Annotated in this window: 24 protein-coding genes; 11 read left to right on the forward strand and 13 right to left on the reverse strand. The window is 56.9% G+C overall.

Features of this window, described 5'->3' with window-relative positions:
- Positions 1-98 precede the first annotated feature (98 nt).
- From AC2FNR_RS05575 to AC2FNR_RS05610, 8 genes are all read left to right on the forward strand, one after another.
- Positions 99-1,004, forward strand: coding sequence for a DMT family transporter (locus tag AC2FNR_RS05575; protein WP_496848348.1), 906 nt, complete (start codon positions 99-101; stop codon positions 1,002-1,004).
- Positions 1,005-1,132: 128 nt separating this feature from the next.
- On the forward strand, positions 1,133-2,263 hold the full coding sequence (locus AC2FNR_RS05580) for an OmpP1/FadL family transporter (protein ID WP_496848349.1): 1,131 nt from the start codon (positions 1,133-1,135) through the stop codon (positions 2,261-2,263).
- Positions 2,264-2,362: 99 nt separating this feature from the next.
- On the forward strand, positions 2,363-3,259 hold the full coding sequence (locus tag AC2FNR_RS05585; RefSeq protein WP_496848350.1) for a DMT family transporter: 897 nt from the start codon (positions 2,363-2,365) through the stop codon (positions 3,257-3,259).
- Between the two features lie 49 nt (positions 3,260-3,308).
- Entirely contained in the window at positions 3,309-4,181 is an 873-nt protein-coding gene (locus AC2FNR_RS05590; RefSeq protein ID WP_496848351.1) for an ATPase, read from the forward strand.
- A gap of 38 nt (positions 4,182-4,219) precedes the next feature.
- Positions 4,220-5,137, forward strand: coding sequence for a homoserine O-acetyltransferase MetA (gene metA / locus AC2FNR_RS05595; protein ID WP_170353081.1), 918 nt, complete (start codon positions 4,220-4,222; stop codon positions 5,135-5,137).
- Positions 5,127-6,080 (forward strand): alpha/beta fold hydrolase, encoded by a 954-nt coding sequence (locus tag AC2FNR_RS05600; RefSeq protein ID WP_496848352.1) that lies wholly within the window; start codon positions 5,127-5,129, stop codon positions 6,078-6,080. The genes metA and AC2FNR_RS05600 overlap by 11 nt, the downstream gene beginning before the upstream one ends.
- Before the next feature lie 49 nt (positions 6,081-6,129).
- A complete protein-coding gene (gene ppk2, locus AC2FNR_RS05605) occupies positions 6,130-6,999 on the forward strand; it encodes a polyphosphate kinase 2 (protein WP_496848353.1) in 870 nt (289 codons plus the stop codon).
- An 89-nt stretch (positions 7,000-7,088) separates the two neighbouring features.
- Positions 7,089-7,703 (forward strand): TetR/AcrR family transcriptional regulator, encoded by a 615-nt coding sequence (locus AC2FNR_RS05610; protein WP_353392948.1) that lies wholly within the window; start codon positions 7,089-7,091, stop codon positions 7,701-7,703.
- 6 nt (positions 7,704-7,709) lie between these two features.
- On the opposite strand, the gene AC2FNR_RS05615 is transcribed toward AC2FNR_RS05610, so the two are convergent.
- From AC2FNR_RS05615 to AC2FNR_RS05625, 3 genes are all read right to left on the reverse strand, one after another.
- A complete protein-coding gene (locus AC2FNR_RS05615) occupies positions 7,710-8,768 on the reverse strand; it encodes an adenylate/guanylate cyclase domain-containing protein (RefSeq protein ID WP_170353077.1) in 1,059 nt (352 codons plus the stop codon).
- Positions 8,765-9,133: a group I truncated hemoglobin gene (locus tag AC2FNR_RS05620; RefSeq protein WP_170750924.1), complete on the reverse strand. Its 369-nt coding sequence runs from the start codon at positions 9,131-9,133 to the stop codon at positions 8,765-8,767. Before AC2FNR_RS05620 ends, AC2FNR_RS05615 begins: the two co-directional genes overlap by 4 nt.
- A gap of 121 nt (positions 9,134-9,254) precedes the next feature.
- Entirely contained in the window at positions 9,255-10,097 is an 843-nt protein-coding gene (locus AC2FNR_RS05625) for a glycosyltransferase family 25 protein (RefSeq protein ID WP_496848354.1), read from the reverse strand.
- Between the two features lie 140 nt (positions 10,098-10,237).
- Here AC2FNR_RS05625 and speB point away from each other — a divergent pair, with 140 nt between their 5' ends.
- On the forward strand, positions 10,238-11,212 hold the full coding sequence (gene speB, locus AC2FNR_RS05630) for an agmatinase (RefSeq protein ID WP_496848355.1): 975 nt from the start codon (positions 10,238-10,240) through the stop codon (positions 11,210-11,212).
- A gap of 21 nt (positions 11,213-11,233) precedes the next feature.
- Here speB and AC2FNR_RS05635 read toward each other — a convergent pair whose 3' ends face one another.
- From AC2FNR_RS05635 to AC2FNR_RS05670, 8 genes are all read right to left on the reverse strand, one after another.
- Positions 11,234-12,451, reverse strand: a complete 1,218-nt coding sequence (locus AC2FNR_RS05635) for an aminopeptidase P family protein (RefSeq protein ID WP_496848356.1) — start codon at positions 12,449-12,451, stop codon at positions 11,234-11,236.
- Positions 12,452-12,613: 162 nt separating this feature from the next.
- The gene (locus AC2FNR_RS05640) at positions 12,614-13,825 is read right to left on the reverse strand and encodes an ABC transporter permease (protein WP_209196442.1); all 1,212 of its coding nucleotides are present in this window, start codon (positions 13,823-13,825) and stop codon (positions 12,614-12,616) included.
- 5 nt (positions 13,826-13,830) lie between these two features.
- Positions 13,831-15,102 carry an ABC transporter permease gene (locus AC2FNR_RS05645; protein ID WP_496848357.1) on the reverse strand — a complete coding sequence of 424 codons (1,272 nt, stop codon included), beginning with the start codon at positions 15,100-15,102 and terminating at the stop codon, positions 13,831-13,833.
- Positions 15,103-15,167: 65 nt separating this feature from the next.
- The gene (locus tag AC2FNR_RS05650; protein WP_170353070.1) at positions 15,168-16,256 is read right to left on the reverse strand and encodes an extracellular solute-binding protein; all 1,089 of its coding nucleotides are present in this window, start codon (positions 16,254-16,256) and stop codon (positions 15,168-15,170) included.
- Between the two features lie 99 nt (positions 16,257-16,355).
- Positions 16,356-17,447 (reverse strand): ABC transporter ATP-binding protein, encoded by a 1,092-nt coding sequence (locus AC2FNR_RS05655; RefSeq protein ID WP_170750912.1) that lies wholly within the window; start codon positions 17,445-17,447, stop codon positions 16,356-16,358.
- 148 nt (positions 17,448-17,595) lie between these two features.
- Positions 17,596-18,303: a maleate cis-trans isomerase family protein gene (locus tag AC2FNR_RS05660; protein ID WP_496848358.1), complete on the reverse strand. Its 708-nt coding sequence runs from the start codon at positions 18,301-18,303 to the stop codon at positions 17,596-17,598.
- On the reverse strand, positions 18,300-19,445 hold the full coding sequence (locus AC2FNR_RS05665; protein ID WP_496848359.1) for a M24 family metallopeptidase: 1,146 nt from the start codon (positions 19,443-19,445) through the stop codon (positions 18,300-18,302). Before AC2FNR_RS05665 ends, AC2FNR_RS05660 begins: the two co-directional genes overlap by 4 nt.
- Complete coding sequence (locus tag AC2FNR_RS05670) at positions 19,442-20,485, reverse strand: pyridoxal-phosphate dependent enzyme (RefSeq protein WP_496848360.1); 1,044 nt, start codon at positions 20,483-20,485, stop codon at positions 19,442-19,444. Before AC2FNR_RS05670 ends, AC2FNR_RS05665 begins: the two co-directional genes overlap by 4 nt.
- A gap of 84 nt (positions 20,486-20,569) precedes the next feature.
- Between AC2FNR_RS05670 and AC2FNR_RS05675 the strand changes: the two genes are divergently transcribed.
- The gene (locus AC2FNR_RS05675) at positions 20,570-21,754 is read left to right on the forward strand and encodes a M24 family metallopeptidase (protein WP_496848361.1); all 1,185 of its coding nucleotides are present in this window, start codon (positions 20,570-20,572) and stop codon (positions 21,752-21,754) included.
- Positions 21,718-22,908 (forward strand): acetylornithine deacetylase, encoded by a 1,191-nt coding sequence (gene argE, locus AC2FNR_RS05680; protein WP_496848564.1) that lies wholly within the window; start codon positions 21,718-21,720, stop codon positions 22,906-22,908. The genes AC2FNR_RS05675 and argE overlap by 37 nt, the downstream gene beginning before the upstream one ends.
- Here argE and AC2FNR_RS05685 read toward each other — a convergent pair.
- Positions 22,905-23,771 (reverse strand): urea carboxylase-associated family protein, encoded by an 867-nt coding sequence (locus AC2FNR_RS05685; protein ID WP_496848362.1) that lies wholly within the window; start codon positions 23,769-23,771, stop codon positions 22,905-22,907. The two genes, argE and AC2FNR_RS05685, sit on opposite strands and share 4 nt — an antisense overlap.
- A 27-nt stretch (positions 23,772-23,798) precedes the next feature.
- Positions 23,799-25,277, reverse strand: a complete 1,479-nt coding sequence (locus AC2FNR_RS05690) for an aldehyde dehydrogenase (protein WP_496848363.1) — start codon at positions 25,275-25,277, stop codon at positions 23,799-23,801.
- Position 25,278: the final 1 nt, after the last annotated feature.

A 25,278-nucleotide genomic window follows, 5' to 3' on the forward strand; every position in this document is an offset into this window, starting at 1 on the left:
CGCAAAAAGCCGGGCCATCGCCCGGCTTTTTTGTTTCTGCGCGACAGATTTCCGGTTACGTATCAGAACAATACACATCAGAGTTAACAGGGCCTTGCATGGAAACTTCCAGACCGCAAATCGGCAAGGCCGCTTTATGGATGCTCGGTGCGATCGCTTCGTTTTCTTCAATGGCGGTGGCCGGACGCGAGCTGAGCGTGACGCATGACACGTTCGAAATCATGTTCTACCGCAGCATTGTCGGCATCTTGGTGGTCGGCCTTGTTCTTACGGCAACCGGTAATTGGCATCAGGTCTCAACGCACAGGCTGGGGCTGCACGGCGTTCGGAACGTGTTGCATTTCACCGGGCAAAATCTGTGGTTCTACGCCGTTTCGGTAGTTCCGCTGGCGCAAGTGTTTGCACTGGAATTTACGCAGCCCATCTGGGTGATCCTGTTGTCCCCGCTCCTGCTGGGTGAGCGTTTGACCACAATTCGCGTCCTGTCGGCCCTGATCGGATTCCTCGGTATCCTCATCGTGGCGCGTCCGGGGGCCGTTCCCCTCAGCGCGGGCGTAGTGGCCGCCGCCATGTCTGCGATCTTCTTTGCCCTGACGACGATCTCGACAAAAAAACTGACCCAATTCGCAAGCATCGGGTGCATTATGTTCTGGCTGACTGTTATTCAGGCCGGCCTCGGGTTTGCCGCTTCTGCATTCGATGGCCAGATCACCCTGCCGACATTATCAACCGCCCCTTTCCTGCTGCTCGTCGGGCTGGCTGGGTTGCTTGCGCATTTCTGTATTACGAACGCTCTGGCGATTGCTCCGGCCACAGTTGTGGTGCCTTTCGACTTCGCCAGACTGCCGACAATCGCGATTGTCGGGGTGATTCTCTACCAAGAACCACTGGATCACTGGACGCTTTTAGGGGCCGTTGTGATCTTTGCAGGTATCTTTCTGAACGTTCACGCCGAAAATCGTAACAGTTTAGCAACAGTTCCTCGCGACACTCAGCGCAAGTAACGCACCGTCACCAGTTGACGCTAAAATGAACCCCGAGTGAATATTGAGCATCATAAGTAAACACCACACTGCGCGCACTCACATCACAGCACTGCGCAGCATACAGGAAAGTATAAGGGAGGAAATTCATGAAAAAGGCGCTTCTACAGGCGTGCGCTTTGTGCGTTGGCGCGACTGGCGTGCATGCCGCAGGACTTGATCGCAGCGGTCAGGGCATCAACCTGATTTTCGAAGACGGTTCGGTGGTCCAGGCGCGCCTGGGTTACGCAAACCCCGATATCAGCGGTGAGCAGAATGGTGTGGATTCCGGAAACGTCGGTGAAAGCTTTTTCTCTCCGGGTCTGGGCTACAAACGGGCCCTGACGGATAAATTGGATTTTGCGCTTCTTTATGATCAGCCCTTTGGTGCAGACGTTGAGTACCCGTCGAATTACCCGCTTTCTTTAAACCCCCTTGCACCATTTGGTGGACGAACTGATGTTCTGCGTGCAGAAGCCGATGTCGATGCCATCACCGCCGTGCTTCGTTACAAAGTTGGAAACGGTTTCAGCGCGCTTGGTGGTATCCGAGGTCAGCGAATTGATGCAAACGTAGCTGTTCCCGCTGTCTTGGGTTACGAAGTGGATTTCGACAACACAACGGATTTTGGATATCTGGTAGGTGTTGCTTGGGAGCGTCCTGAAATTGCCGCGCGTGTTTCTTTGGTCTACAATTCTAAGATCACCCACGACATAGGCACTACTGAATCTTTCAATGCCTTGGGACCGACAGGTGTTGTTCTCCTGACCGAGGACTCAACAACCAGAGTCGAGACGCCTCAGTCCATCAACTTGGATTTCCAAACCGGCGTTGCACCTAAAACTCTGGTCTTCGGCTCCGTGCGTTGGGTTGATTGGCCGCAGGCTGACGTTTCGCCTCAGGCGTTCACAGCGCTGCCGCCCAACAGTGATCCACTTGTGAGCTTTGCTGACGAAACGTTCACATACACGCTGGGTGTGGGCTATCAGTTCTCGGATGAATTCTCCGGAGCATTCTCCTTGGGCTATGAAAGAGACACAGGCTCCGAGGTGTCCAACCTGGGCCCGACCAACGGTTTCTGGAGCGTCGGCGTCGGTGGCACCTACTCGATTGAGAAAGCTCAGATCTCGGGCGGTATTCGCTACACTGATATCGGCGACGCGACCACAACCACTGGCGGCGAGTTCAGCGGAAACTCGGCCTGGAGCGTCGGTCTGCAGCTGACCTACGCGCTGGACTAATCAGATTAATCCAAACCATTCAAAGGCCCCGCCCAATCGGTGGGGCTTTTTCGCATGTTTCGGGTCGCCTCCAGCCTTGGCGATATGAGAAACAAACATATGGCTGATCAAAAACATCTCTCTGGCCGCGCATGGGTCGAGCTTTTACTTCTGGGGCTGATCTGGGGTGCATCCTTTTTGGCGATCCGCATCGCTTTGGACACAATCCCTGTGATGACTTCTGTTCTGCATCGTGTGTTCTGGGCGATGCTAGCTTTGTGGCTAATAGTCTGGGCAAAACAACAAAGCGTCCCGACCGACCTGCGTACATGGGGTGCGTTTCTTGTCATGGGGCTGCTGAATAACGCTATCCCATTCACCCTTATGGCATGGGGTCAGTTGTATATCGACACCGGGCTGACCTCGATCCTCAACGCGGCCACGGCGGTTTTCGGTGTATTGGTTGCCGCTATGCTGTTCCGGGACGAAAGGCTGACTAAAGCCCGCGCCCTTGGTGTCGGGTTAGGTTTTCTGGGTGTCACTATCGCCATTGGCTGGCGGAACTTTGCGAGCTTTAACATACAAAACGTCGCCCAACTGGCGATCATTGCCGGCGCCCTGTCATACGCTTTCGCCAGCGCATGGGCGAGAGTTGCGCTTTCGCATCTTCCCCCAACCGTTGCAGCAGCGGGGATGTTAACTGGAGCTACGGTGGTGATCCTTCCCATAACCTTGATGACCGACGGGATACCCGTGCTCAATCTGCCTGCGATAACGTGGGTCGCGATCACATATTACGCCCTGGTCGCGACCGCAGGTGCGTACCTTTTGTATTACCGCGTTCTGGCTATGGCGGGTGCAGGAAACCTGATGTTAGTAACACTTGTCATTCCGCCCATCGCCATTCTGCTGGGCAGTGTCCTGAGGGACGAAGTCCTTCCGGTACAAGCATATCTAGGTTTTGCGGTTCTCGGGCTTGGGCTGCTAATACTTAACCGATCCGCTGCGCGCGATTGACGCCGCCGCTGCCCCGAATTAGCAAGGTCGAAAAAAGGGATAGCGGTCGATGATCTACAATTCGGCGAAAGAGTGGCGGGACGCAGAGCGGAAGAAAGTGCTTTTCTTCGGCATGTCAGGGCTTGGCAAAACCTATGTCTCGAATGTCCTGAGGGATTCTGGAGACTGGTTTCACTACTCGATCGATTATCGCATCGGCACACGCTACATGGGCGAATACATTATCGATAACGCCAAAGCCCAAGCCATGAAGGTCCCTTTTCTGCGCGATCTTCTGTTGTCGGATTCGATTTACATTGGCTCGAATATCTCGTTCGAAAACCTGACCCCTGTTGCCGCTTACCTGGGCAAGCCGGGCAATCCTGCGCTCGGCGGGTTGGAGCTGTCGGAGTATCGCCGCCGACAAGAGCAGTTTCGCCTGGCCGAAATTCACGCTCTTCTGGACACCGAGTATTTCATTGATCGTGCCAAGCGCCTGTACCAATATCCGCATTTCATTTGCGACACGGGCGGTTCTATTTGCGAGTGGGTTGATCCCGATGATGCGCGCGATCCGGTCTTGTCGGAATTGTCGCACCAGACATTGATGATCTGGTTAAAAGGCGATGAGGATCACACCGCCGAGTTGGTCCGCAGGTTTGACAAAGCCCCTAAACCGATGTCCTACCAGCCAGAGTTCCTGACACGAGTTTGGGAGGAATATCTTGCAGAACAAGGCTGCAGCGCGACCGAGGTCGATCCAGATGCTTTTGTTCGGTGGACCTATGCGCGCGCGTTAGCGCATCGGCAACCGCGCTATCAGGCGATGGCCGACAATTGGGGCGTGACGGTCACTGCAAATGATATGCACAGCGTTCGTGACGCGGGTGATTTCGATGAGTTGATCGAACGTACCCTTGAGACCCGCGCTAACCACGCTTAATTACCGCCTCTACACTGTAACTCCAAAGGCTTGCACTGATGCCAATCAAGATTCCCTCCGACCTGCCCGCATTTGACGTCCTCTCGAAAGAGGGTGTCATGGTCATGGCCGAGGATCAGGCAATGCGTCAGGATATTCGCCCTTTGCGGATCGGGTTGCTGAACCTGATGCCGAAAAAGATTCAGACCGAAAACCAATTCGCCCGCCTGATTGGCGCGACGCCTTTGCAGATCGACCTGTCGTTGATCCGCATGACCGAGCATCGCACGAAAAATACTGCGGCCGAACACATGGCTGAGTTCTACCGCCCGTTTCAGGAGGTCAAAGATCAGAAATTTGATGGCCTGATCATCACCGGTGCACCTATCGAACATCTTGAGTTCAATGATGTTACCTACTGGGACGAAATCAGCGAAGTCTTTGAGTGGACTCAGACCAATGTCCATTCGACTTTTGGCGTTTGTTGGGGTGGAATGGCGATGATCAATCATTTCCACGGCGTCAAAAAGCACATCCTGGACGCCAAGGCGTTTGGTTGTTTCCGTCACAGTAATCTTGCACCAGCGTCGCCCTTCTTACGGGGTTTTTCGGACGATTGCGTTATCCCTGTCAGCCGTTGGACAGAAATGAAGCAATCCGAAATCGACACCGCCTCGGGGTTAAAGACGCTTTTGGGCAGTGACGAAGTCGGACCGTGCCTTGTCGAGGATCAAGCTCACCGCGCGATCTATATCTTTAATCACTTCGAATATGACAGTGATACGCTGAAACAGGAATATGACCGCGACGTGGCCAACGGTACCCCAATCAACGTTCCAATGAACTACTACCCTGACGACGATCCAAGTCGCCCGCCGCAGAACCGGTGGCGCAGCCATGCGCATTTGCTCTACGGTAACTGGGTCAACGAAATTTATCAGTCCACCCCGTTCGAGATGGAAAACATTGGCCGTTAAAGCGCTTATAGCAGTTCTTTTGCTCGTCATTGGGCTTGCCGTCATCACCACTTGGCGCGAGTCGCACAACAAGGCGCGCGCGGAAACTGCTTTCCCACCAGAGGGCCAGATCATCGACGTTGATGGCGTCGGCATTCACGCTGTCATAATGGGTAATGGCCCCGATGTTGTTTTGATCCATGGATCGAGTGGCAACACACGCGACATGACCTTTGCGCTGGCGCCGATCCTTGCCAAAAATTACCGGGTTATCGTATTCGACCGTCCCGGCCTGGGATATAGCGATAGCTTTAATCCCGACGGAGAAACTATTGTAGAACAAGCAGAAATCTTGCAAAAAGCGGCTGAAAAAATTGGCGCCAAGAAACCTGTAGTAGCAGGGCAAAGCTATGGGGGGGCTGTGTCTCTGGCATGGGCAGTGAAGCGTCCTGATAACCTTTCAGCGCTGGTCCTGATCGCGCCGGCTGCCATCCCGTGGGAGACACCTCTAGATGAGTTCAACAAGATGGCCTCAACACCAACAGGAAATGTGCTGGCGCTGCCGCTGATCAGTGCGTTTGTTCCGGAATGGTATGTCGAACAAGCTTTGGATCGCGTCTTCGCGCCTCAAACGGCCCCTGAAGGATATGCAGACCATTTTGGCACCGGCTTAACGATCCGTCGTGCTTCGATGCACGCCAACGCCAAACAACGTGCCAACCTTCTGGAAGAAGTGCGCGCCCTGCAACCCAGCTATAAGAACATCGACGTACCGACCGAGATCGTACACGGCACTGCGGATGACACCGTGGGTCTTGGTTGGCACTCACATCGCTTGATCGAACAGATTCCCGGCGCAGAGCTGATCGAGCTTGAGGGCATTGGCCACATGCCGCAGGTCGTCGCAGCCCCCGAAGTCGCCGCAGCCATTGATCGCGCAGCCCAAAGGGCAGGTTTGCGTTAATTCGCCGGCTAATCCATAGTAAGTTATGGGTTTTATTGTGAGGTGAGGTATGGCCCGGTCTGAAAAAGGCTCTATTGAAAAATACTTTCGTAAAGAAGCGCCAAAGGATGTCCGCTCGGCCATCGAGAAATCCGACAAAGACGACATCCTCAATCCATCATACCCTTACAACGAGCGCATGAAGCGTAAGGACTATGACAAGCAGATCGAGGCTCTGCAGGTCGAGCTGGTCAAAATGCAATCTTGGGTAAAAGAATCCGGCAGCCGCATTGCGCTTATTTTCGAAGGCCGCGATGCCGCAGGTAAAGGCGGTACAATCAAACGGTTCCAAGAAAATCTTAACCCGCGCGGGGCACGCAATGTTGCGCTCAGTAAACCCTCGGATCAGGAACGCAGCCAGTGGTATTTCCAGCGCTATATCCAACATCTACCTGCGGCGGGAGAAATCGTGTTTTTTGACCGCAGCTGGTACAACCGCGGCGTTGTCGAAAACGTTTTCGGTTTTTGCGAAGCTGTTGAGCGCGAAAGATTTTTCCGACAGGTCCTGCCGCTTGAGACCGGGCTGGTCAATGACGGTATCCAGTTGTTTAAGTTCTGGTTGAATGTCGGTCGCGCCGAACAGTTAAACCGGTTTCTTGCGCGCGAAACTGACCCCCTCAAACAATGGAAACTTAGTCCAATTGATGTCGCTGGGCTTAGTAAGTGGGACGAGTACACGCAATCGATCAGCGAAACACTGACCCGCAGCCATTCTGACCACTGTCCCTGGACGATCGTTCGTTCCGACGACAAGAAACGCGCGCGTTTGGCTGCAATCCGGACGGTTCTGCACGCGATCGACTATGATGAAAAAGACGCAGATGCCATCGGTGAAAATGACCCGAAAATCTGTGGCGGTCCGGACATCTGGGATGCATGAGTGTTCCACTGTTGCTATTGGACGAAGCCCGGTCACGGATTATGTCGAAATAACAACAAACAACGACAACAAAGGCAGCTGATCAGGAGATGACGAAACGCGGGTATCACCACGGCAATCTAAAACAAGCGCTGATCGAGGCTGCTTTGTCGCTGATTGAAAAGAAGGGCCCGACCGGCTTCACCTTATCCGAGGCCGCAAAGACTGCCGGGGTTACACCCGCTGCAGTGTATAGGCACTATCAGGGTCGCGAGGATCTGATTGCCGAGGCAGCTCGTCAGGGTTTCGAGATGTTCGCGGATCTGATGCAATATGCCTACGACAAAGGGCAGCCGTCAGCTTTGGCTGCGTTCGAGGCCACCGGGCGGGCCTATCTGGCTTTTGCCCGCAAGCATCCCGGTCACTATATCGCGATGTTCGAAAGTGGCATTTCGCTCAATCGTACGCCGGAACTTTCACTGGCCGCGAACCGCGCCAAAAGCGTACTTGAAAAGGCCGCCTCTGACCTGTCCCAACATATCCCACCAGAAAAGCGCCCTCCGGCCTCGATGTTCAGCGCTCATATCTGGGCCATGAGCCACGGGGTGGTAGAGCTATTTGCGCGCAATACTGGTGCAAGCTCTCCGTTCCCACCCGAGGACTTGTTGGAATCAGGGATAGGCATCTATTTGCGCGGACTGGGACTGGTGCCACCCGACGAATGACGATGACTAAAACAAATGCCGGGGCTGTGGCATGCTCAACCCCGACGTCACATTGATCAGATCCATCTCGCCCATACCCTTGATGTCAACGCGTCCTAAGTCGGAGACCTGAAACTCGTCGATCAACGCATATTTCATCTCTTCCGGAGCGACAATATTCATTGGGTTGGCAAAGACTTGCAGCCGAGACGCAATGTTAACCGCAGGTCCGAACACATCGTAGACGTATTTCTGAATCCCAACCACAGATCCCACGGCGGGGCCCATTCCCAGACCAATTCTTGCCTGCCACTTGTGCGGGTGGCTTTCGTTGCGACGTTCCAAGTACCGCAAGAACCGGACTGCACAATGTGCAACTGCGGTCGCATGGTCCGGCGTAGCATCCGGCATCCCGGATACAGCAAGATACGCGTCGCCGATAGTCTTGATCCTCTCGCAGCCAAATTGTTCGACGATGCGGTCAAAAGCTGTGAAAATGTCGTTCAATTCACTCAGTGTAACCGTCGGATCCGTCTTGGCGGCAAAGTCGGTGAAGCCCACGAAATCAAGCATAACAACTGAAACCTGATCGTAAAGCTGAGGCGTGACAACGCCAAACGTCTTAAATTCTTCATACACAGCGCGCGGCATCAGATTTAGCAAAAGCCGCTCAACCCGCTCTTTTTCCCGCTCCAATTCGCGCGTATTGCGTTCCACCATGGTCGAGTAGCTGTCGATCATGCTTTCCAATTCACGAATGCGGGTGATGTTCTGGCACTCAATGACCAAAAGCTGCTCTTCCGCGCCGTTGGCCAATGAAATGGCCGTCGCAAAAACCAAAGTCCTGCGCTTTGGCTTCAGTTGCATTTCGAAGGAATAGCGCAACCCCGATTGCTTGACGTCTTCCAACTCACGCTGATCAAGGGTCGGGAAAACGTCCAACAGAGTTTGGCCCTCAGCCGGTGTGCCGAACCATTCTGAAAACGGACCATTGTAAAAGACAAAGCCAAGGTCCGAGGCGCGAACAACCGCAACACCGACTCCGATAGCGCGTAACAGTTGCTCATTTATCGCTAAAATGCTCATGCCGCGCTGCGTGTAACGATTATTCTGCGTTTCGATTCAATGGCCCCTAGCGCGATTTTAACATGAGAGTCATCCATCCCGTGCATTTCAAGCGCCTGCGCAAACAGCGCAGCCATCTCATCGAAATCCTCGTGTGAAATATTGAGGTGCCGATGCACGGCCTCGATACGCTCATCGCTGAACGAAGCGGGTCCACCGACCAAAGAAGATACAAATTTGGTCTGGTGGTCGATCAGACGTGGCATATCGATATCTTCAAAATGCCCTCCGATCTGATCGGAATCCAAGGCCATTTCATAGAACGTCATAACGATCCGACTGATCGTTTTGAACCCACCGTAGCGTTCGTAAATCGTCTGACTCATGCTGCGAACCCGTGCGCCACCCGTAAACAACACCACAACGTTATATCAAACTGACAGTTTTGTTAACGCTAATACGTGCGGAAAGCACCGAATGGGCTCGCGGCGCCACAAAACGACGCGCCTAAACGTTGAGATCGCCCGCACAAGGAATAAAGCCAACAAAGCCGCCCTGCCGGATCAGCCGCTTTTGGCCACCCATCCGCCAATACAGTTTCCGCTGTGCGGCCAAAAGCTCTCGTCGCAAGCGGAACCAAGTGGGCCCTTTGTCCAGGCCGCTGTTGGTTTTTCGATCCCTAGAGCGTTCGCTGACCTTAACATCCTCTTGCGTCTGTTCCTGATGCTGAGACCAGATAACCTGCACACCGACGGCCGGAAAGCTCTGAAACATGCGCCAATCCGCACGCGGGATCGAGACGAAGTCATCCAGATGGTCGGAATAGGCGGTGGACCAGGCCAATAGCTTACGGCAGGCGGCATTCGACAAGACATACGCAGCAGCGCTTGGTGCCATCTCCAACATCGGTCGCACGTCAACTACGCCAACGGTCTGAAGGGTCCCAAATCGCAACTCTCGGGGGGAATAATCAAGCTTCACAAAATCAAACTTGGAACTTTCATTCAGAATATTGGTGACAACGCGCCCTGCACTGCTGGACATTTCCACGTCATCCTCAAAAACAGCCACAGCCCTCAAGTCCTGATCGACGGCGGCTTGCCAAACGGCACGATGGCTTTCGAAACAGGCGATCTCGCTCTGCTTCAGCCCCCAACGGCTACCAGTGCCGGGAACATAGCTGTTCTGGTCCAACGCGCCAGTTCGCTGCCCGTCAACGGCACTGAAACGGACGGCAGCGGACAGGCCAGCGTGCGCGAACTGCCGTTCCATAAAATCCCGACGGGCGGGAACACGATCCAGATTGATGTAGAACACACCTGTCTTGGGTGGCAGTTCGTGCTGTCCCACGGCAATTCCTTTCAGACCTTTCGCTCAGATAGACACCCTTGGCGGGCGACATTCAACCCATCCACCCCTCAAAGAAACCTATCCTGCTTAAGGCAACGCTTCTAAGCTGCAACGGACAAACAAGAAACGGGAATCGCGCTATGTCGTCTCATGGGTATGCAAGTGGCCGTCTGAACCTGCCATTCGTCGGGATTTCGACCTTTGGCAAGTCACCTTATGTCGAGGATTGGGACCAGATCGACGCGGATGTGGCGATCATGGGCGCACCCTTCGATTTCGGCACACAATGGAGATCCGGCGCTCGGTTCGGGCCACGTGCGGTGCGTGAGGCGTCGACACTGTTCAGCTTTGGCCATGCCGGGGCGTATGATCACGAGGATGACGCGACCTATCTGGATAGCTCGGTCCGGATGGTCGATATCGGCGATGCGGACATCATCCACACCAAGACCGAGGAAAGCCACGCCAATATCCAATTCGGGGTCCAGAAGATTCTGGACGCAGGCGCCCTGCCCGTCACCATCGGCGGAGATCACTCAATCAACATCCCCTGCATCAATGCTTTTTCTGACGATTGCGCGGAAAATGGTCCGATCCATGTGGTTCAGATCGACGCCCATCTGGATTTCGTGGATGAACGCCACGGGGTCACTGCCGGTCACGGCAATCCGATGCGGCGCGCGATTGAGAAAGACTATGTCTCGGGCATGACGCAGTTGGGCATCCGCAATGTGTCCTCAACCGCAAAGGAAGGCTATGAGGATGCCCGCGCCCGAGGGTCCGATATCCTGTCTGTGCGACAGGTCCGCAAACTGGGAACCGAGGGTGTCTTGGCCCGCATCCCCGAAGGCGCGCGGTATTATGTGACGATTGATATCGACGCTTTTTGCCCATCGATTGCGTCAGGCACCGGCACGCCCAGCCACGGGGGGTTTCTGTATTATGACGTGCTGGAAATCCTGCAAGGTCTGGCGCAACGCGGCGATGTGGTCGGCATTGATCTGGTCGAGGTCGCGCCGAATTACGACCCTACTGAGAGCACGCAGATTCTGGCGGCGCAGGTACTGCTGAATTTCATCGGCTTCATTTTCCACGAACGTAGCAAGAGGGGCTAAGCGCCCCTCCTGCCCTTCGGGTCAGTTGATTGTGTTATGTTCCGGCCCATAGGGGAACCCGGTGATGTTCTCGGCCCCATCATCGCCGACAACCAGAATGTCATGCTCACGATAGCCACCCGCACCGGGCTGACCTTCGGGAATCCACAACATCGGCTCGATTGACACGACCATGCCGGGTTCCAACACCGTGTCGATATCTTCACGCAGCTCCAGCCCTGCCTCGCGCCCATAGTAGTGGCTGAGGACGCCAAACGAGTGGCCATAGCCGAAGGAGCGATATTGCAGCAGCCCCTCATCGGCAAAGAAGCGGTTGATCTCGGCGGTGATGCCCGAGCAAGTCGCGCCGGGTTTGATCAGGCTTAGGCCAAGCTCATGCGCGGCCACATTGGCCTTCCAGATGCGCAAGCTGTCGGCGTCGGGTTCGCCCAGAAACAGGGTACGTTCCAGCGCGGTGTAATAGCCCGAGATCATCGGGAAGGTGTTCAGCGACAGGATATCGCCCTTTTGCAGCGCCCGCTTGGTTACGGGATTATGCGCGCCGTCCGTATTCAGGCCTGACTGGAACCAGACCCAGGTGTCCCGGTATTCGGCATCCGGGTAGGCGCGGGCAATCTCAGCCTCCATCGCGTCGCGGCCGGCCATGGCGATATCGATCTCGGTCGCGCCTTCACGGATCGCAGCGTGGATCGCAGCACCGCCCACATCCGCCGTGCGCGCACCGCCCTTGATCAACTCGATCTCTTCTGCCGATTTCACCATGCGAGCGGCCATAGTATCAGCGGCCACATCCACCAGCTCGGGCTGCCCCAGCATCGCCAGCGCCGTGTCACGCGCGGCCAGCGTCATGTGGTCTCCTTCGATCCCGATCCGCTTGGCACCGCCGATCAGGCTGGCCACCGCGCGCCAGTAATTGTCGCGCTTCCAGTCGGTGTAGATCACGTTTTCTTCGACCGAGCGTCGCCACGGCTGGCCCGCGTCAATATTCGCCGACACCGTCGTACACGCATCCTGCGTCACCACGCAGCCATAAGGACGGCCAAAGGCGCAATACAGAAAGCCCGAGTAATAGGCGATATTGTGCATCGAAGTCAGCAACACCGCCGGAATATCCCGTGCCGCCATCATGGCGCGCAGGCCCGACAGGCGGCGGTTATATTCGGCCTTGCTGAACGGCAACGGGGCCTTATCGCCATTGTGGCTGGTGAAGAACTCGGGGCGGTTTGTCAGGTCTGTCATCATGCTCTCTCCTGCAATGCCGGACGAAAGGTGCCCAGCCACAAGTCCCGGCGTTCAGGACAAGCGGCCTCGGGAACCGAGAGCCATGCGCCCGTTTGACTGTCACGACGCCATCGTGACCGGGCTGCATATCGCAATGGCTAAATCACGGCGCGGCGCGCGTCAAGCGGGGGAAAGACCCCGCAGACGCTCGGACCGGCGGCGCAGCAATTCAACCGTGGTCAACAGCGCGATCGAGATCACGACAAGGATCGTGGCCACCGCCAGAATGGTCGGGCTGATCTGTTCGCGCAGACCTGTGAACATCTGCCATGGCAGCGTTTTCTGGCTGGCCGAGCCGACGAACAGCACCACAACCACTTCATCAAACGAAGTGATAAAGGCGAACAAGCCACCCGAGATTACACCCGGCAGAATCAACGGCATCTGAATCTTGAAGAAGGTCCGCACCGGCCCTGCCCCCATGTTCGCCGCTGCACGGGTGAGCGACTGGTCAAAGCCGACCAAGGTCGCCGTCACAGTGATGATCACGAACGGAATACCCAGAACCGCGTGGGCAAGGATAACCTTCACATAGCCCACAAAGTTCTTGTCCATGCCCAGCGTTCCTTCAAGGAACCGGCCGATATCGCTGTAGAAAAAGAACATGCCGGTGGCCGAGATGATCAGCGGCACGATCATGGGTGAAATCAGGATACCCATGATCGCCCGTTTCCCCGGCACGTGGCTCTGGCTGAGGCCGATGGCCGCCAGCGTCCCCAGCGACACCGAGATGATCGTCGCAATCGGCGCGATGATCAGCGAGTTCTTGAAGCTGCGCTGCCATTCATTGTTTGTAAAGAAGTCGCGGTAATGCTTCAGCGAATACCCCTCGGGGTCCAGTCGCAGCATTTCGGGCGTGAAGGTAAAGAAATCCTGCGCGTTGAACGACAGTGGCAGAACCACAAGGATCGGTGTGATCAGGAACACGAAGATCGCGCCACAGATCACCCGGAACGTATAGTGCCAGAACACCTGTCGCCCGGTCATATAGGGCAGCAGTTTTTGGCGGTATCGACCCTCGTAAAGCCAGAAGATGAAGAAGGCAAAAAACCACCCAACCAGAAGGCCGATGATCAGACCAGTCGCCCCAGCGAACACAAAGCCCAACACGCCCATCCCAAGGATCGTGATCCAGCGGGCGACACGTTCATTGTCCAGGACATTCATGTAAAGCCAGGCCAGACCCGCCATAAGAGCGGCTCCGATCACGATCCCGAGCAGGACGCTGCCCTGCCCGGCGCCGACGAACATACCGACGAAACCTCCGGCGATGGCCACAGCGGGCAGAACCACCGACATGGGTTTGCGGGATATTGGTGTTAGTGCTGCCATCGTCTTTATCCCAGCTTCACGTTGTCGATGCCTACGATCTTGTCATAGCACCAGTAGAGTAACAGAACGACCGCCAGCAGGATCGTCCCGAGCGCAGCCGCCAATCCCCAGTTCAGCGAGGATGAGATGTGGTACGCAATCCGGTTCGAGATGAAGACACCCTTGGTCCCGCCAACGATCTCCGGCGTGATGTAGTAGCCGATGGCAAGGATGAACACGAGGATCGAGCCCGCACCAATGCCCGGGATAGATTGCGGGAAGTAGATGCGCCAGAAAGTCGTCCAGTTCGTTGCGCCCATGGATTTCGCGGCGCGGGTGTAGGATTCAGGAATGGTCTGCATCACCGAATACATCGGTAATATCATGAACGGCAGCAGGATATGCGTCATCGCGATGATCGTGCCGAACTGGTTGTTGATGATCACCAATCGCGCGTCATCCGCGACCAACCCCAGCCAGACCAGCGTTTCGTTGATCACCCCCTGCTGCTGCAACATCACCTTCCACGCAGACGTTCGCACCAGAAGTGATGTCCAGAACGGCAGCAACACAAGGATCATCAGCAGGTTCGACACCCGCATCGGCAGGGTCGCCAGGATATATGACACCGGATAGGCAAGTAGGATGCACGAAGCAGTGATGATCAGCGACATCATCAGCGTACGGCCAAACAGCTTGATCAGGATCTGTTTGTCTTCAGGCTGCGCCTGCGCACCTTCGGGCGTGCGGCGCATGTCAATTGCGTTCAGGAAATATCCGTTGGTGATCGGAACAGCGTGGGTCTTGATGGTGCGCCAGGTTTCGACATCCCCCCAACCGTCGTGAATGTCGATCAGCTTGTCCTTGAACGGGCCATCGGTTTCAGGGTCCAGTTTTTTAATCTGGCGGCCCGAGCGACGGAACATCGAGGACATACCCGTCTGCTCATAGTTCAGGCGCGAGCCAAGCCGGGTGTGTGTCTTTTCGTCAATGGCAACGAGCATATCTTTGGTGAACGCGGCGTATAATGCCTCATCCGGTAGTTCGCCGCTTTCCGCATCCCAGTTCTTCAACTCGACCACGGTCAGGGGCAGCGTATCAGCCACAATCCCGTTCTCGACCGAACGGAACAACATGGACACGATCGGGATCACAAAGGACAACAGCACAAACAGCAGCAACGGCGCAATAAGGGCCAGCGCCCTAAGTTTGCGACGTCTCAACGACCGTGCCAGCGATTTCTTCAGAGGCGTGCCGTCAGCGGCCAGCATCGGACCGGATTGAGTTGCGTCAGTCATCTGCGTCCCTTGGTCTTTTGGTGGGTTGGGGCCAAAACCGGCCCCAACCATTTGTCACAAAAGGCTTATTGTGCCAGCCACGCCTGGAACTTGGCGTCGATGTCGTCGCGGTAGTCCGCCCAGAACTCGTAGTTATACAGGAACGTATTCTTGGCGTTTTCCGGGTCGGTCGGCATGTGCGGTGCCATGTCGATGCCCAGATCGGCGTGCTGACCAACCAGCGGCGCCGACGAGGCACGGGCCGGACCGTACGAGATGTACTTGGCCTGATCCGCCAGACGCTGGGTGTCAGTTGCGAACATGATGTAGTCCAGCGCGCGCTGCTGACGCTCTTCGCTCAGACCGGCGGGGATGATCCAGCCATCCAGATCGAATACCTGCGCGTCCCACAGCATGGCGACGGGCTGTTTCTGCTCTTCGATCACGCTGAACAGACGACCGTTATAGGTCGAGCCCATGATGACTTCGCCGTCGGCCAGCAACTGCGGTGTGTCGGCACCGGCAGACCACCAGACTACGCTGTCTTTAATAGTATCCAGCTTGGCCAGAGCCTGATCCTGACCTTCCGGTGTCGCCAGAACGTCATAGACGTCGTCCTTGGCTACGCCATCACACAGAAGCGCCCATTCCATATTGTTGATCGGACGCTTTTCCAGCGAACGTTTGCCGGGATAGTTTTCCAGATCGAACACGGCGCAGATCTCGGTCGGAGGCGTGTCACCCACCAGATCGGTACGATAGCCGAAAGTGGTCGAGTACACGATCTGCGGGATAAAGCAGTCACTGACCAACAGATCGCCGAAATCTTCGGATGCTGGTGTCCCGTCCGGTGCGGCGGCCAGTTGGCTGTCGAAATCGATCTCCATCGCCAGACCTTCGTCGCACAAACGGATCGCATCCGCTGCAACAACATCCACCACATCCCAAGTGATGTTGCCCGCTTCGTTCATCGCGCGCAGTTTAGCCACCGCCTCAGCCGAGCTGTCATCGTTCAGGATGGTGACGCCTGTCTTTTCCGAATAGGGCTCGTGATATGCTTTCAGCTGCGACTTGGAATAGGCACCGCCCCAGGACACGATGGTCATTTCTTCGGCCATCGCACCACCGGCTACGGCAGCAACCGCACTTGCCATAAGAGTGGTTTTAACTTTCATGTTTAACTCCCTGTTATACCCGTTACTTTTACTTTGCTTAAGCCGGATCACGGGGCAAACCGGCCAACTCTTACCCCAAACATTCAGGGTATTTGTGACTCAGGCGTCCAGCGCCCTGCAGTCATGGGCCAGCCAGCCGATTTCGACCTCCTGACCGGGAGACAGGCGTACCGCGTCCGGCGCGTTGCGGGTTTTGATGATGAAGTCATCGTTCCCAGCAACCGACAGACGAAAGCGGAACACGTCGCCCATATAGATGAACTCTTTCACCGTTGCTTTAAGCGTATGTGCATCAGCGTGCAGACGATCTTTGTTGAATTCAACCCGTTCGGGACGGATCGACACTTTGGTGCGCTCACCCGCAGCTGTCACATTCACCGGTTTAGCGTCAATCTCAGACCCATCGTCCAGCGCAACAACACACGAGTCGCCGTCAATCGACTTAACGACACCTTCCAATGTGTTGTTTTCACCAATAAATTGAGCCACAAAGCTGTTTTCCGGCTCTTCATAAAGCAAATCGGGCGGCGCAAGTTGCTGAATTCGTCCGTCGTCGAAAACAGCCACACGGTCCGACATGGTCAACGCTTCGGTCTGGTCGTGGGTTACGTAAACAGTGGTAATACCCAGCTCATGCGCCAGACGCGTGATTTCGAACTGCATATGCTCGCGCAACTGTTTATCCAACGCACCCAACGGCTCGTCCATCAAAACAAGCTCGGGTTCAAAAACTAGTGCGCGGGCCAATGCGATCCGCTGCTGTTGACCACCGGACAACTGAGCGGGGCGCCGGCTGCCAAATGCCCCCATCTGAACCATATCTAGGGCGCGCTTCACTTTTTCTTCGCGCTCGTCCTTCCCGATTTTTCGAACTTCCAGCGGGAAAGCGAGATTTTCGGCAACCGTCATGTGCGGGAAAAGCGCATAGTTCTGAAAAACCATGCCGATCCCCCGCTTGTGGGGCGGAATATTGTTGATCGGACGACCATCCAACATGATCTCGCCATGGGTTGCTGTTTCGAACCCGGCCAACATCATAAGGCAAGTGGTTTTGCCTGACCCGGACGGGCCGAGCATTGTCAGGAACTCACCTTTAGGCATTGAAAGGTTTAGATCTTTTACGACAAGGATCTCGCCGTCGTAAGATTTCTGGACACGCTGAAACTCGACGAACGCTGCGTCATTAGACATTACCAACTTGGCTCCCCTGTCTGTCCTTGCTTGCCCGGTTTATCCGGATCTCAAGGACCTGTCAGACCCCATTTAAGGACAAGCAGGACGGGCGACGCAACCAAAATATGTCAGGAGAATGACAAAGAAAGCGCCACACGCCTGATATTCAGGCGTCATTCAAGCGTCGCATGTGCCACGCAAGGCTTTGATTGCTTGAAAGAACCGGCTTTCCCAACCGACTTTCAATTTCTGGCAAAGCATCAAAAGTCCTTAGATTCGTACAGCTTATAAAAACACCCTCAACTGCCGAATCAGAGCCCAGGTTAAGCGCCGCGTCGACTAGCGATTGGCGGGATATTCGAACAACCTTGGATTCCTCGGACTCACCGAATGAGCCAAAAACGTCCATTGTCACTCCGTTTTTTGCGAAGGCACGGCGTAATGGATCGTTCACTTCTTCGATATAGGGCGACAGCAAAGCGAACTTGGAAACACCTTTTTCCGCAGCGCAGGCGGAAGCTGCACGCAGCGGATTCGTGACGGTCGCAACGTTGCAGGTCTTTTGAACCATGCGCTCGACCATAGCTGAACCGATCACGGAGCTGGCCGAGGTGCAGCCATACCCCACAACCTTATAAGGCCGGACTTTGGGCAATAGATCTGAGGCCGCAGGAAGGGCGTTCTCCATCTGGGCCAGCGTGTCCTTTGTCACCTCTGCGCCGCTGGGAATTCTGGAAACGTAAATCGGCGCGCGGCAATTTGCGAAGTAAGCGCTGAATTCCGGTTCAATCGTTTCGTCCGTCTGCAAGACGATCAAGCCCATCGGGTTGAGCTGCGGGTCGTCCTCTTCCAGTTCATAGGGTAAATAGCTCATATCACAGGCAACTCCGGCCCAAGCCGAGGGCTGATGAACCGCGGCGCATCTTCGGTAATCACGATGTTCTCTTCATGAACCAGAATTTTATCGCCAACGGCTATTCCGGGTTCGAGCGTCAAAACCATGCCGGGTTGCAAGGCAGTATGATCGTCGGGAATCAACGAAGGCCATTCTGTGAGGGACATCCCCAGACCATGCCCCAGACGCCCAGCCCCCGTATCCGCATTTTGACGTGACAGAACACTATTCATTGCATGATGAAGGTCAGAAGCGGTCGCGCCCGGCTTTGCAATCTCGAATGCTGCATCTGACGCCTCAATCAAGGTTGCATACGCAGAACGCACTGACGTCGAGGCCGGACCAATCGACCAGTTTCGGTCGTAGTCACAAAAATACCCGTCCCACACCAAACCAGTGTCCAACATCAGGACATCTCCGGCCTCCATCGCCGTATCTCGGGCCGGAGAGATTACATCCGTATATCCCCCCTGCTCGGCACCGCCCGCAAGATAGGGCACCCAATCGGCGCCTTCCTCCAGACACAGCATTTGGAACTTTCTAAACACCTCATCAACGGCAATGCGAGATCCTGCGATTTCAGGAACACGCTGAAAAGCCCGCGCGGCAATCGCGCAGGCGGTTTCGATTTTCGCGATCTCCGCCGTTGATTTGATCATCCGAAGGCCGCGCATAAGTTCCGCATCGCCAGCAACCCTCCGCGAGCCCAATAGCGATTGAAGGCGCAACAAATCGGCCATCGGCATACGGACATGGGTTTCGTGCCCATCAGGCAAACCAATAGTGGCATCGGTCGGAGTGACCTCGATCAGGGTTTCCGCCAACAGACTAACGCCGTCATCCAACAAGTCCGGAGAGCTCCAGGTTCGGATATCGTCGATCCAGGTTTGCCCCATCAGTGCAGCACCAATAGAGGGGATAACGGCAATCGGTTTTCCACTGACCGGAACCACCAGAAACCAAGGTCGGGTCGGGCTTTCCCAAAACCGGGTCAAGTAGCCGGTAAAGTACCGAATCTCGGGTTCAGTTGTCAGCAGCAAGGCAGACAAGTCCAATTGGGCCATCATCTTTTGCGCACGCTGCAACCGGGCGGTGAACTCAGCAGTGTCGAACCCTCTCATTCCGCAATCTCGGACAGAAAGCACAGAACCTTGGCGTCTGCACCAATTCCTAAACGCTGCAGCACTTGGGCATTCATGGAAGCGGCAATCCCTGCCCCTCCGGATGCCGTCGTTGCCACCCCGGCCGCCGCCATTGCGGGCAAATGTTGAACGACCTCGTCATCGGTCAAAGTCAAAAAAGCGTCGGCATCTCTGGCCAAGCCGTTCAGAGCGATCAACGAAGGTTCTTTGCAATCCAGACGTCCCATTATGCTGTCAGGGCCATCCGCGAAAACGCAGGCTCCGGCCTCGATACTGGCTTGTAGCGCGGGGGCGGACTCGGGCTCGACCACGATGATTTTGGGCGCGTCACCCCAGACATGGCGCGCATAGGCCGCCACCGCGCCCGCCAGCCCGCCAACCCCGGCCTGCAGCATGATATGGCTGGGCATTTCCGGACATTGACGCACGGCCTCGGCAGCCATCTGCAGATACCCCTCCATAAGCATATGCGGAATTTCGATATATCCGTCCCAAGAACTGTCGGACAGCAGCGTCCACCCGTTATCCTGCGCGGCTTGGCTGGCGGCCTCCATACTGGCGGCATAATCGACGCCTTGCCGCACAACCTGCGCCTTTTGCGCACGGAGGCGGTCCGCGAAACTCTCCGGTACAGTTTCGGCGATATAGACGACCGCCTGCGCGCCAAATACCCGCGCGCCTGCGGCGACGCTCATGCCATGGTTTCCTGCACTGGCCGTCACATAGGTTCGACTGTTCAATGTATTGCAGTCCGGCGCATCCGTTGCCTCGGCCGCATGTCGCGCGATTACGTAGGCCGCCCCAAGCGCCTTGAAAGACCCAAGATTCATGCGGCCGCGCTCGTCCTTGATCCAAAGATTGGCCACGTCGGCAAGCTCTTTTGCATCGACCAATGGAGTTTCACCCGCAGCGGGGCATTGCGACAGAAGATCGGCTACGCGGGCTGCATCAATGGACGGGTACGGAGCAGAAGCGGCAAGTTTCCGGCCTCCGCGATGTGGATTGAGTGTGATCTTCAATGGGGCGTCTTTCCTGAGTTGCCCATTGACGTGACTGCATTCGTCCAGTTCTGTCAACATAACTCGAACACGACTGGAGCTGCTATGCCTCATGCCAATCCGGCCTTTTCACGCGCCGAATATGATCGCCGACTTGCCAAGACGCGTTCCGCAATGGCAGCCGCTGGTTTAAATGCCCTGTTTGTGCAGGACCCATCGAATATGGCGTGGCTGACCGGTTATGAGGGCTGGTCCTTCTACGTGCATCAGGGCGTCGTCGTTCTACACGATACCGATCCAATCTGGTGGGGGCGCAATCAGGATGCCAACGGCGCGCGGCGCACGGTTTGGATGAGCGATGACCGCATTCACGGCTATGCAGATAATTATGTTCAATCGACCGAGCGGCACCCGATGCAAGACCTCGCTCAGTTGCTGCTTGAGAGTGGCCTTGGGCAGGCGCGTATCGGGGTTGAACTAGACAATTACTACTACTCGGCCAAGGCGCATCTGACATTGGCCGCCGAATTGCCTCAGGCCACGTTGGCAGATGGCAACGCTTTGGTAAACTGGCAGCGTGCCGTGAAATCCAGCGAAGAGATCGCCCTGATGCGCAAAGCCGCACGGATATCGGAACATGTGATTGATGGGGTGTTGGAGCGGATCGAACCCGGCCTGCGCAAGAATGAGCTGGTGGCGCAGATTTATCACGATGCGATCTCGGGCGTGGGTGAGGATTGGGGAGACTATGCCGCCATCGTGCCCCTGCTGCCTTCGGGGCCTGATGCCGCCGCCCCGCATCTGACATGGGACGGCGCGCCATTCAAAACCGGGGAATGCACCTTCTTCGAACTCTCGGGCTGCTATCGCCGCTATCACGCACCTTTCTGCCGGTCGGTCTTTCTGGGTCAGCCGCCCGACCACCTGCTAAGGGCCGAAGCCGCACTGGTCGAAGGGCTTGAGGCCGGGCTGGACGCCGCCCGTGCGGGCAATCAGGCGCGCGACATCGCGCTGGCGCTGGCCGCTCCGCTGGAACGCGCCGGAATCGAGCGCGGTGCGCGCTGCGGCTATCCGGTGGGCCTCAGCTATCCGCCGGACTGGGGTGAGCGGACAATCTCGCTGCGCCCCGAGGATGAGACGGTGCTGGAACCCGGCATGACGTTCCACTTTATGCCGGGCCTGTGGATGGACGACTGGGGCCTTGAAATCACCGAGACCATCCTGATCACCGATTCCGGCCCTGCAGAATGCCTATGCAACCGGCCTCGCAAACTGTTCGTAAAACCATGACCCTGACCAGAACCACCAAAATCCTCGCCGATCTAATCGCCTTTGAAACGGTATCCGCTGACAGCAACCTTGAGATCATCCGATACCTGACCAACCACCTTCAGGCCTTGGGTGCGCGCTGTATCGAGACACGCGACGAGACAGGCAAGAAGGCCAATGTCTTTGCCACACTCGGCCCGGACATGCCCGGCGGCATCCTGCTGTCCGGCCATACAGATGTCGTGCCCGTGGCCGATCAGGACTGGACCACGGACCCGTTCGAAATGGTTGAGCGTGATGGCCGCCTGTATGGGCGCGGCACCTGCGATATGAAGGGGTTTATTGCGGCGTCTCTGGCCTTTGCCGAAGCGTTAGACGTCGAAAAACTGACCCAACCGCTGCATTTCGCCTTTACCTATGATGAGGAAACCGGCTGTCTGGGCGCGCAGAATTTGGTCAATGACCTGTCCGAACGTGGCATCGTGCCCGACATCGCAATCATCGGCGAACCGACCGAGATGCGGGTGATCGAAGGCCATAAGGGTTGCTTTGAATACACCACGCGGTTTACCGGGCTGGAGGGTCACAGCTCGGCCCCCGATGACGGCGTGAACGCTGCCGAATACGCCGCACGCTATGTCGGAAAGCTGTTGGAATTACGCCATGTTCTGAAATCCCGCGCCCCTGCGGGCAGCTTGTTTGAACCCCCATGGACCACGATCAATGTCGGGTTCTTCAACGGCGGCGTGGCCCATAACGTGATCGCCAGCAAAGCCGAGATCGGTTGGGAAATGCGCCCGGTGCAGGCCAGTGACGCCGACCTCGTCAACCAGACGCTCAGCGATTACGTGACCCACACCCTGCTCCCCGAGATGAAGGCCGTCCACCCCGAGGCCAGCATCACCCAAGACGTGGTGGCCGAGGTGCAAGGGCTCGAGCCGATGGAGGACAACGCCGCCCGCAAACTGGTGGCCGAGCTGACCGGCGCCAATGGCACCGGCACGGTCGCCTTCGCCACCGAGGCCGGTCTGTTCCAGCAGCTTGGCGTTCACGCTATCGTCTGCGGCCCGGGCTCGATCACACAGGCGCACAGGGCCGACGAATATGTCGAGATCGAGCAGCTGGACCTGTGTTGCCGGATGCTCGACCGATTGGGCCGCCGCCTGATCGCCTAGCCCGTGCCGTGGGTCCGGTCATAGGCGGATCGCGGCGGCTGAACATGGGCCGCGCGGGCATCCTCGCCGGGGTCATAGACCTCCATCAACAAAGGGTAACAGGCGGCGACGTCCGAGGAATGCTCGGAGGAACAATCGCCGCCGGGACAGGCCGAAAGGCCCACGATCAGGTCAATCTCGGCGTAGAATTCAAGGTAGTCGCCCGGGCGCACCGGGCTGGCCTTCATAAAGTACTGACCGGTATCGCGGGTAAAGCCCGTGCACATAAAGACGTTCAGTACGTCATGCACAAGCATCTCGGCCTCGTGCAGCGGCAGATCGCAATGATCGGCCAAAGCGCGGGTCAGGTTGGAATGGCAGCAATAGTGATAGTCGTCCCCCGACAGCAGCCGCCCCGTATAGGGATCACAGCGCGTCCCGATCACATCATGGACCGAGCCGCCATAGGCATCGAACCCGTACCAATCCAGCGTGTCCCCCACGATGGTTGCCATCGGGCGCATGTTGGGAAAGCTGGACCACATGCGGTCGCCGGTCGAAAGGTGCGTACCGTGCAACGCGCGGGTTTTGCCGGAATAGAACCGCTCGGTCAGGTCATGCTTGTTCCACATGTTCAGATCGCCGACCTGCGGGCCATCCACCGACACCACGCGCACAAAGGCCCCGGCGGGCACCTCGATACAGGCCGCATCGCGCGGGGCCGCCGTGGCCTCAGCCGTTTTAACCGCGCTTTGCCGCAGGGTGTTCAGCCCGGCGATATCGGGTTGGGGCAGCGTATCCGGCGGATAGCAGACGAGCGGAGGGATGTCCTTACGCGCCCCCGCATCTGCGGGGGTCGGAAAGTGGGGTGTCTTCAGTTTCATGCGCGCTCTCCCTGTGTTTCCACAGGTTTAGCGCATCACAAACGGGTTCGCCATCGGCTCTTGCGCGGTGCTGATCCAGGTGGTTTTCGTGCGGGTGTAGTCCAGGATCGCCTCAACCCCGGCCTCGCGCCCGTAACCTGACTGATTGAACCCGCCAAAGGGCGCAATCGGGGAAATCGCACGATAGGTATTCACCCAGCAAATCCCCGCGCGGATGCGTTTCGACACCCGATGCGCGCGCGCAAGGTTCTGCGTGAAGACGCCGGACCCCAGACCGTAAGGCGTGGAATTGGCAAGCGCGATGGCCTCTTCTTCGGTCTCGAACGGCAGCAGAGACATGACCGGACCGAACATCTCGACCTTCAGCGTCTCGGTCTCAGGCACTGCGCATTCGACCAGCGTGGGCGTCATGTAATTGCCCGGACGATCTGCGGGCGCGCCGCCAAAGCGAATCCTCGCCCCCTGCCCTTGGGCTGTGGCCAGTGTCGCCTCAATCTTTCTGACCTGCGCGGCGGTGCATAGCGGGCCGACATGGGTGTCGGGCTGCAGCGGATCGCCCAGCCGAATGGCGCTGGCCTTTTGTGAAATCTTTTCGATCAGCGGCTCAAGGATCGAACGATGCACCAACCCCCGTGTTCCCGCCACACAGCTTTGACCCGAGGCCCCGAAATTCCCGGCGATCAGCCCGTTTGCGGCCCCGTCCAGATCGGAGTCGTCAAACACAAGGATCGGAGATTTGCCGCCCAGTTCCAGCGAGGTCACCGCGAAATTCTCGGCCGAGTTGCGCACCACGTGGCGTGCAGTCTCGGGCCCTCCGGTAAAGGCAATGCGGTCCACATCCGCGTGGCGAGTCAGCGGGATGGCGCAGTTCTGGGCATCACCGGTGATGACCGAAACAACGCCGGGCGGGAACCCGGCCAATTCGATCAGCCGCGCGAATTCCAACATCGGCGCGGGAGCGATTTCCGAAGCTTTCAGCACAACCGAGCACCCCGCCGCAAGCGCCGGGCCCAGCTTGGTGGCTGTCAGAAACATCTGCGCATTCCACGGCACGATGGCGGCGACAACACCGATTGGTTCGCGCGTGGTGAACACATGCATGTCGGGCTTATCGATGGGCAAGACAGTGCCTTCGACCTTGTCCGCAAGCCCCGCGAAATAGCGATAATAGTCAGCCACATAGCCCGTCTGCATCGCCGTTTCCGCCAGCAGCTTGCCGCTGTCGGTGGTCTCCAGCTCTCCCAACTTCTGTGCGTGCTCCGCCACCAGATCAGCCAGCCGGTAGAGTAACTTACCGCGCGCTGTCGCCGTCATGTCGCGCCATGCAGGGTCGTCCAACACGCGCTTGGCCGCAGCCACAGCGCGGTTCACGTCATCGGGCGCGGCGCAAGCGAACGTAGCCCAGCCCTGCCCGGTGGCCGGGTTTTCCGAGGTCATGACCTGCGCATCCGCGCCCTCGGACCATACGCCGTCAATGAAAAGCTGAAAATGTGGAAGGTTTCCCATA

This window comes from Ruegeria sp. SATB045 (assembly GCF_059613525.1).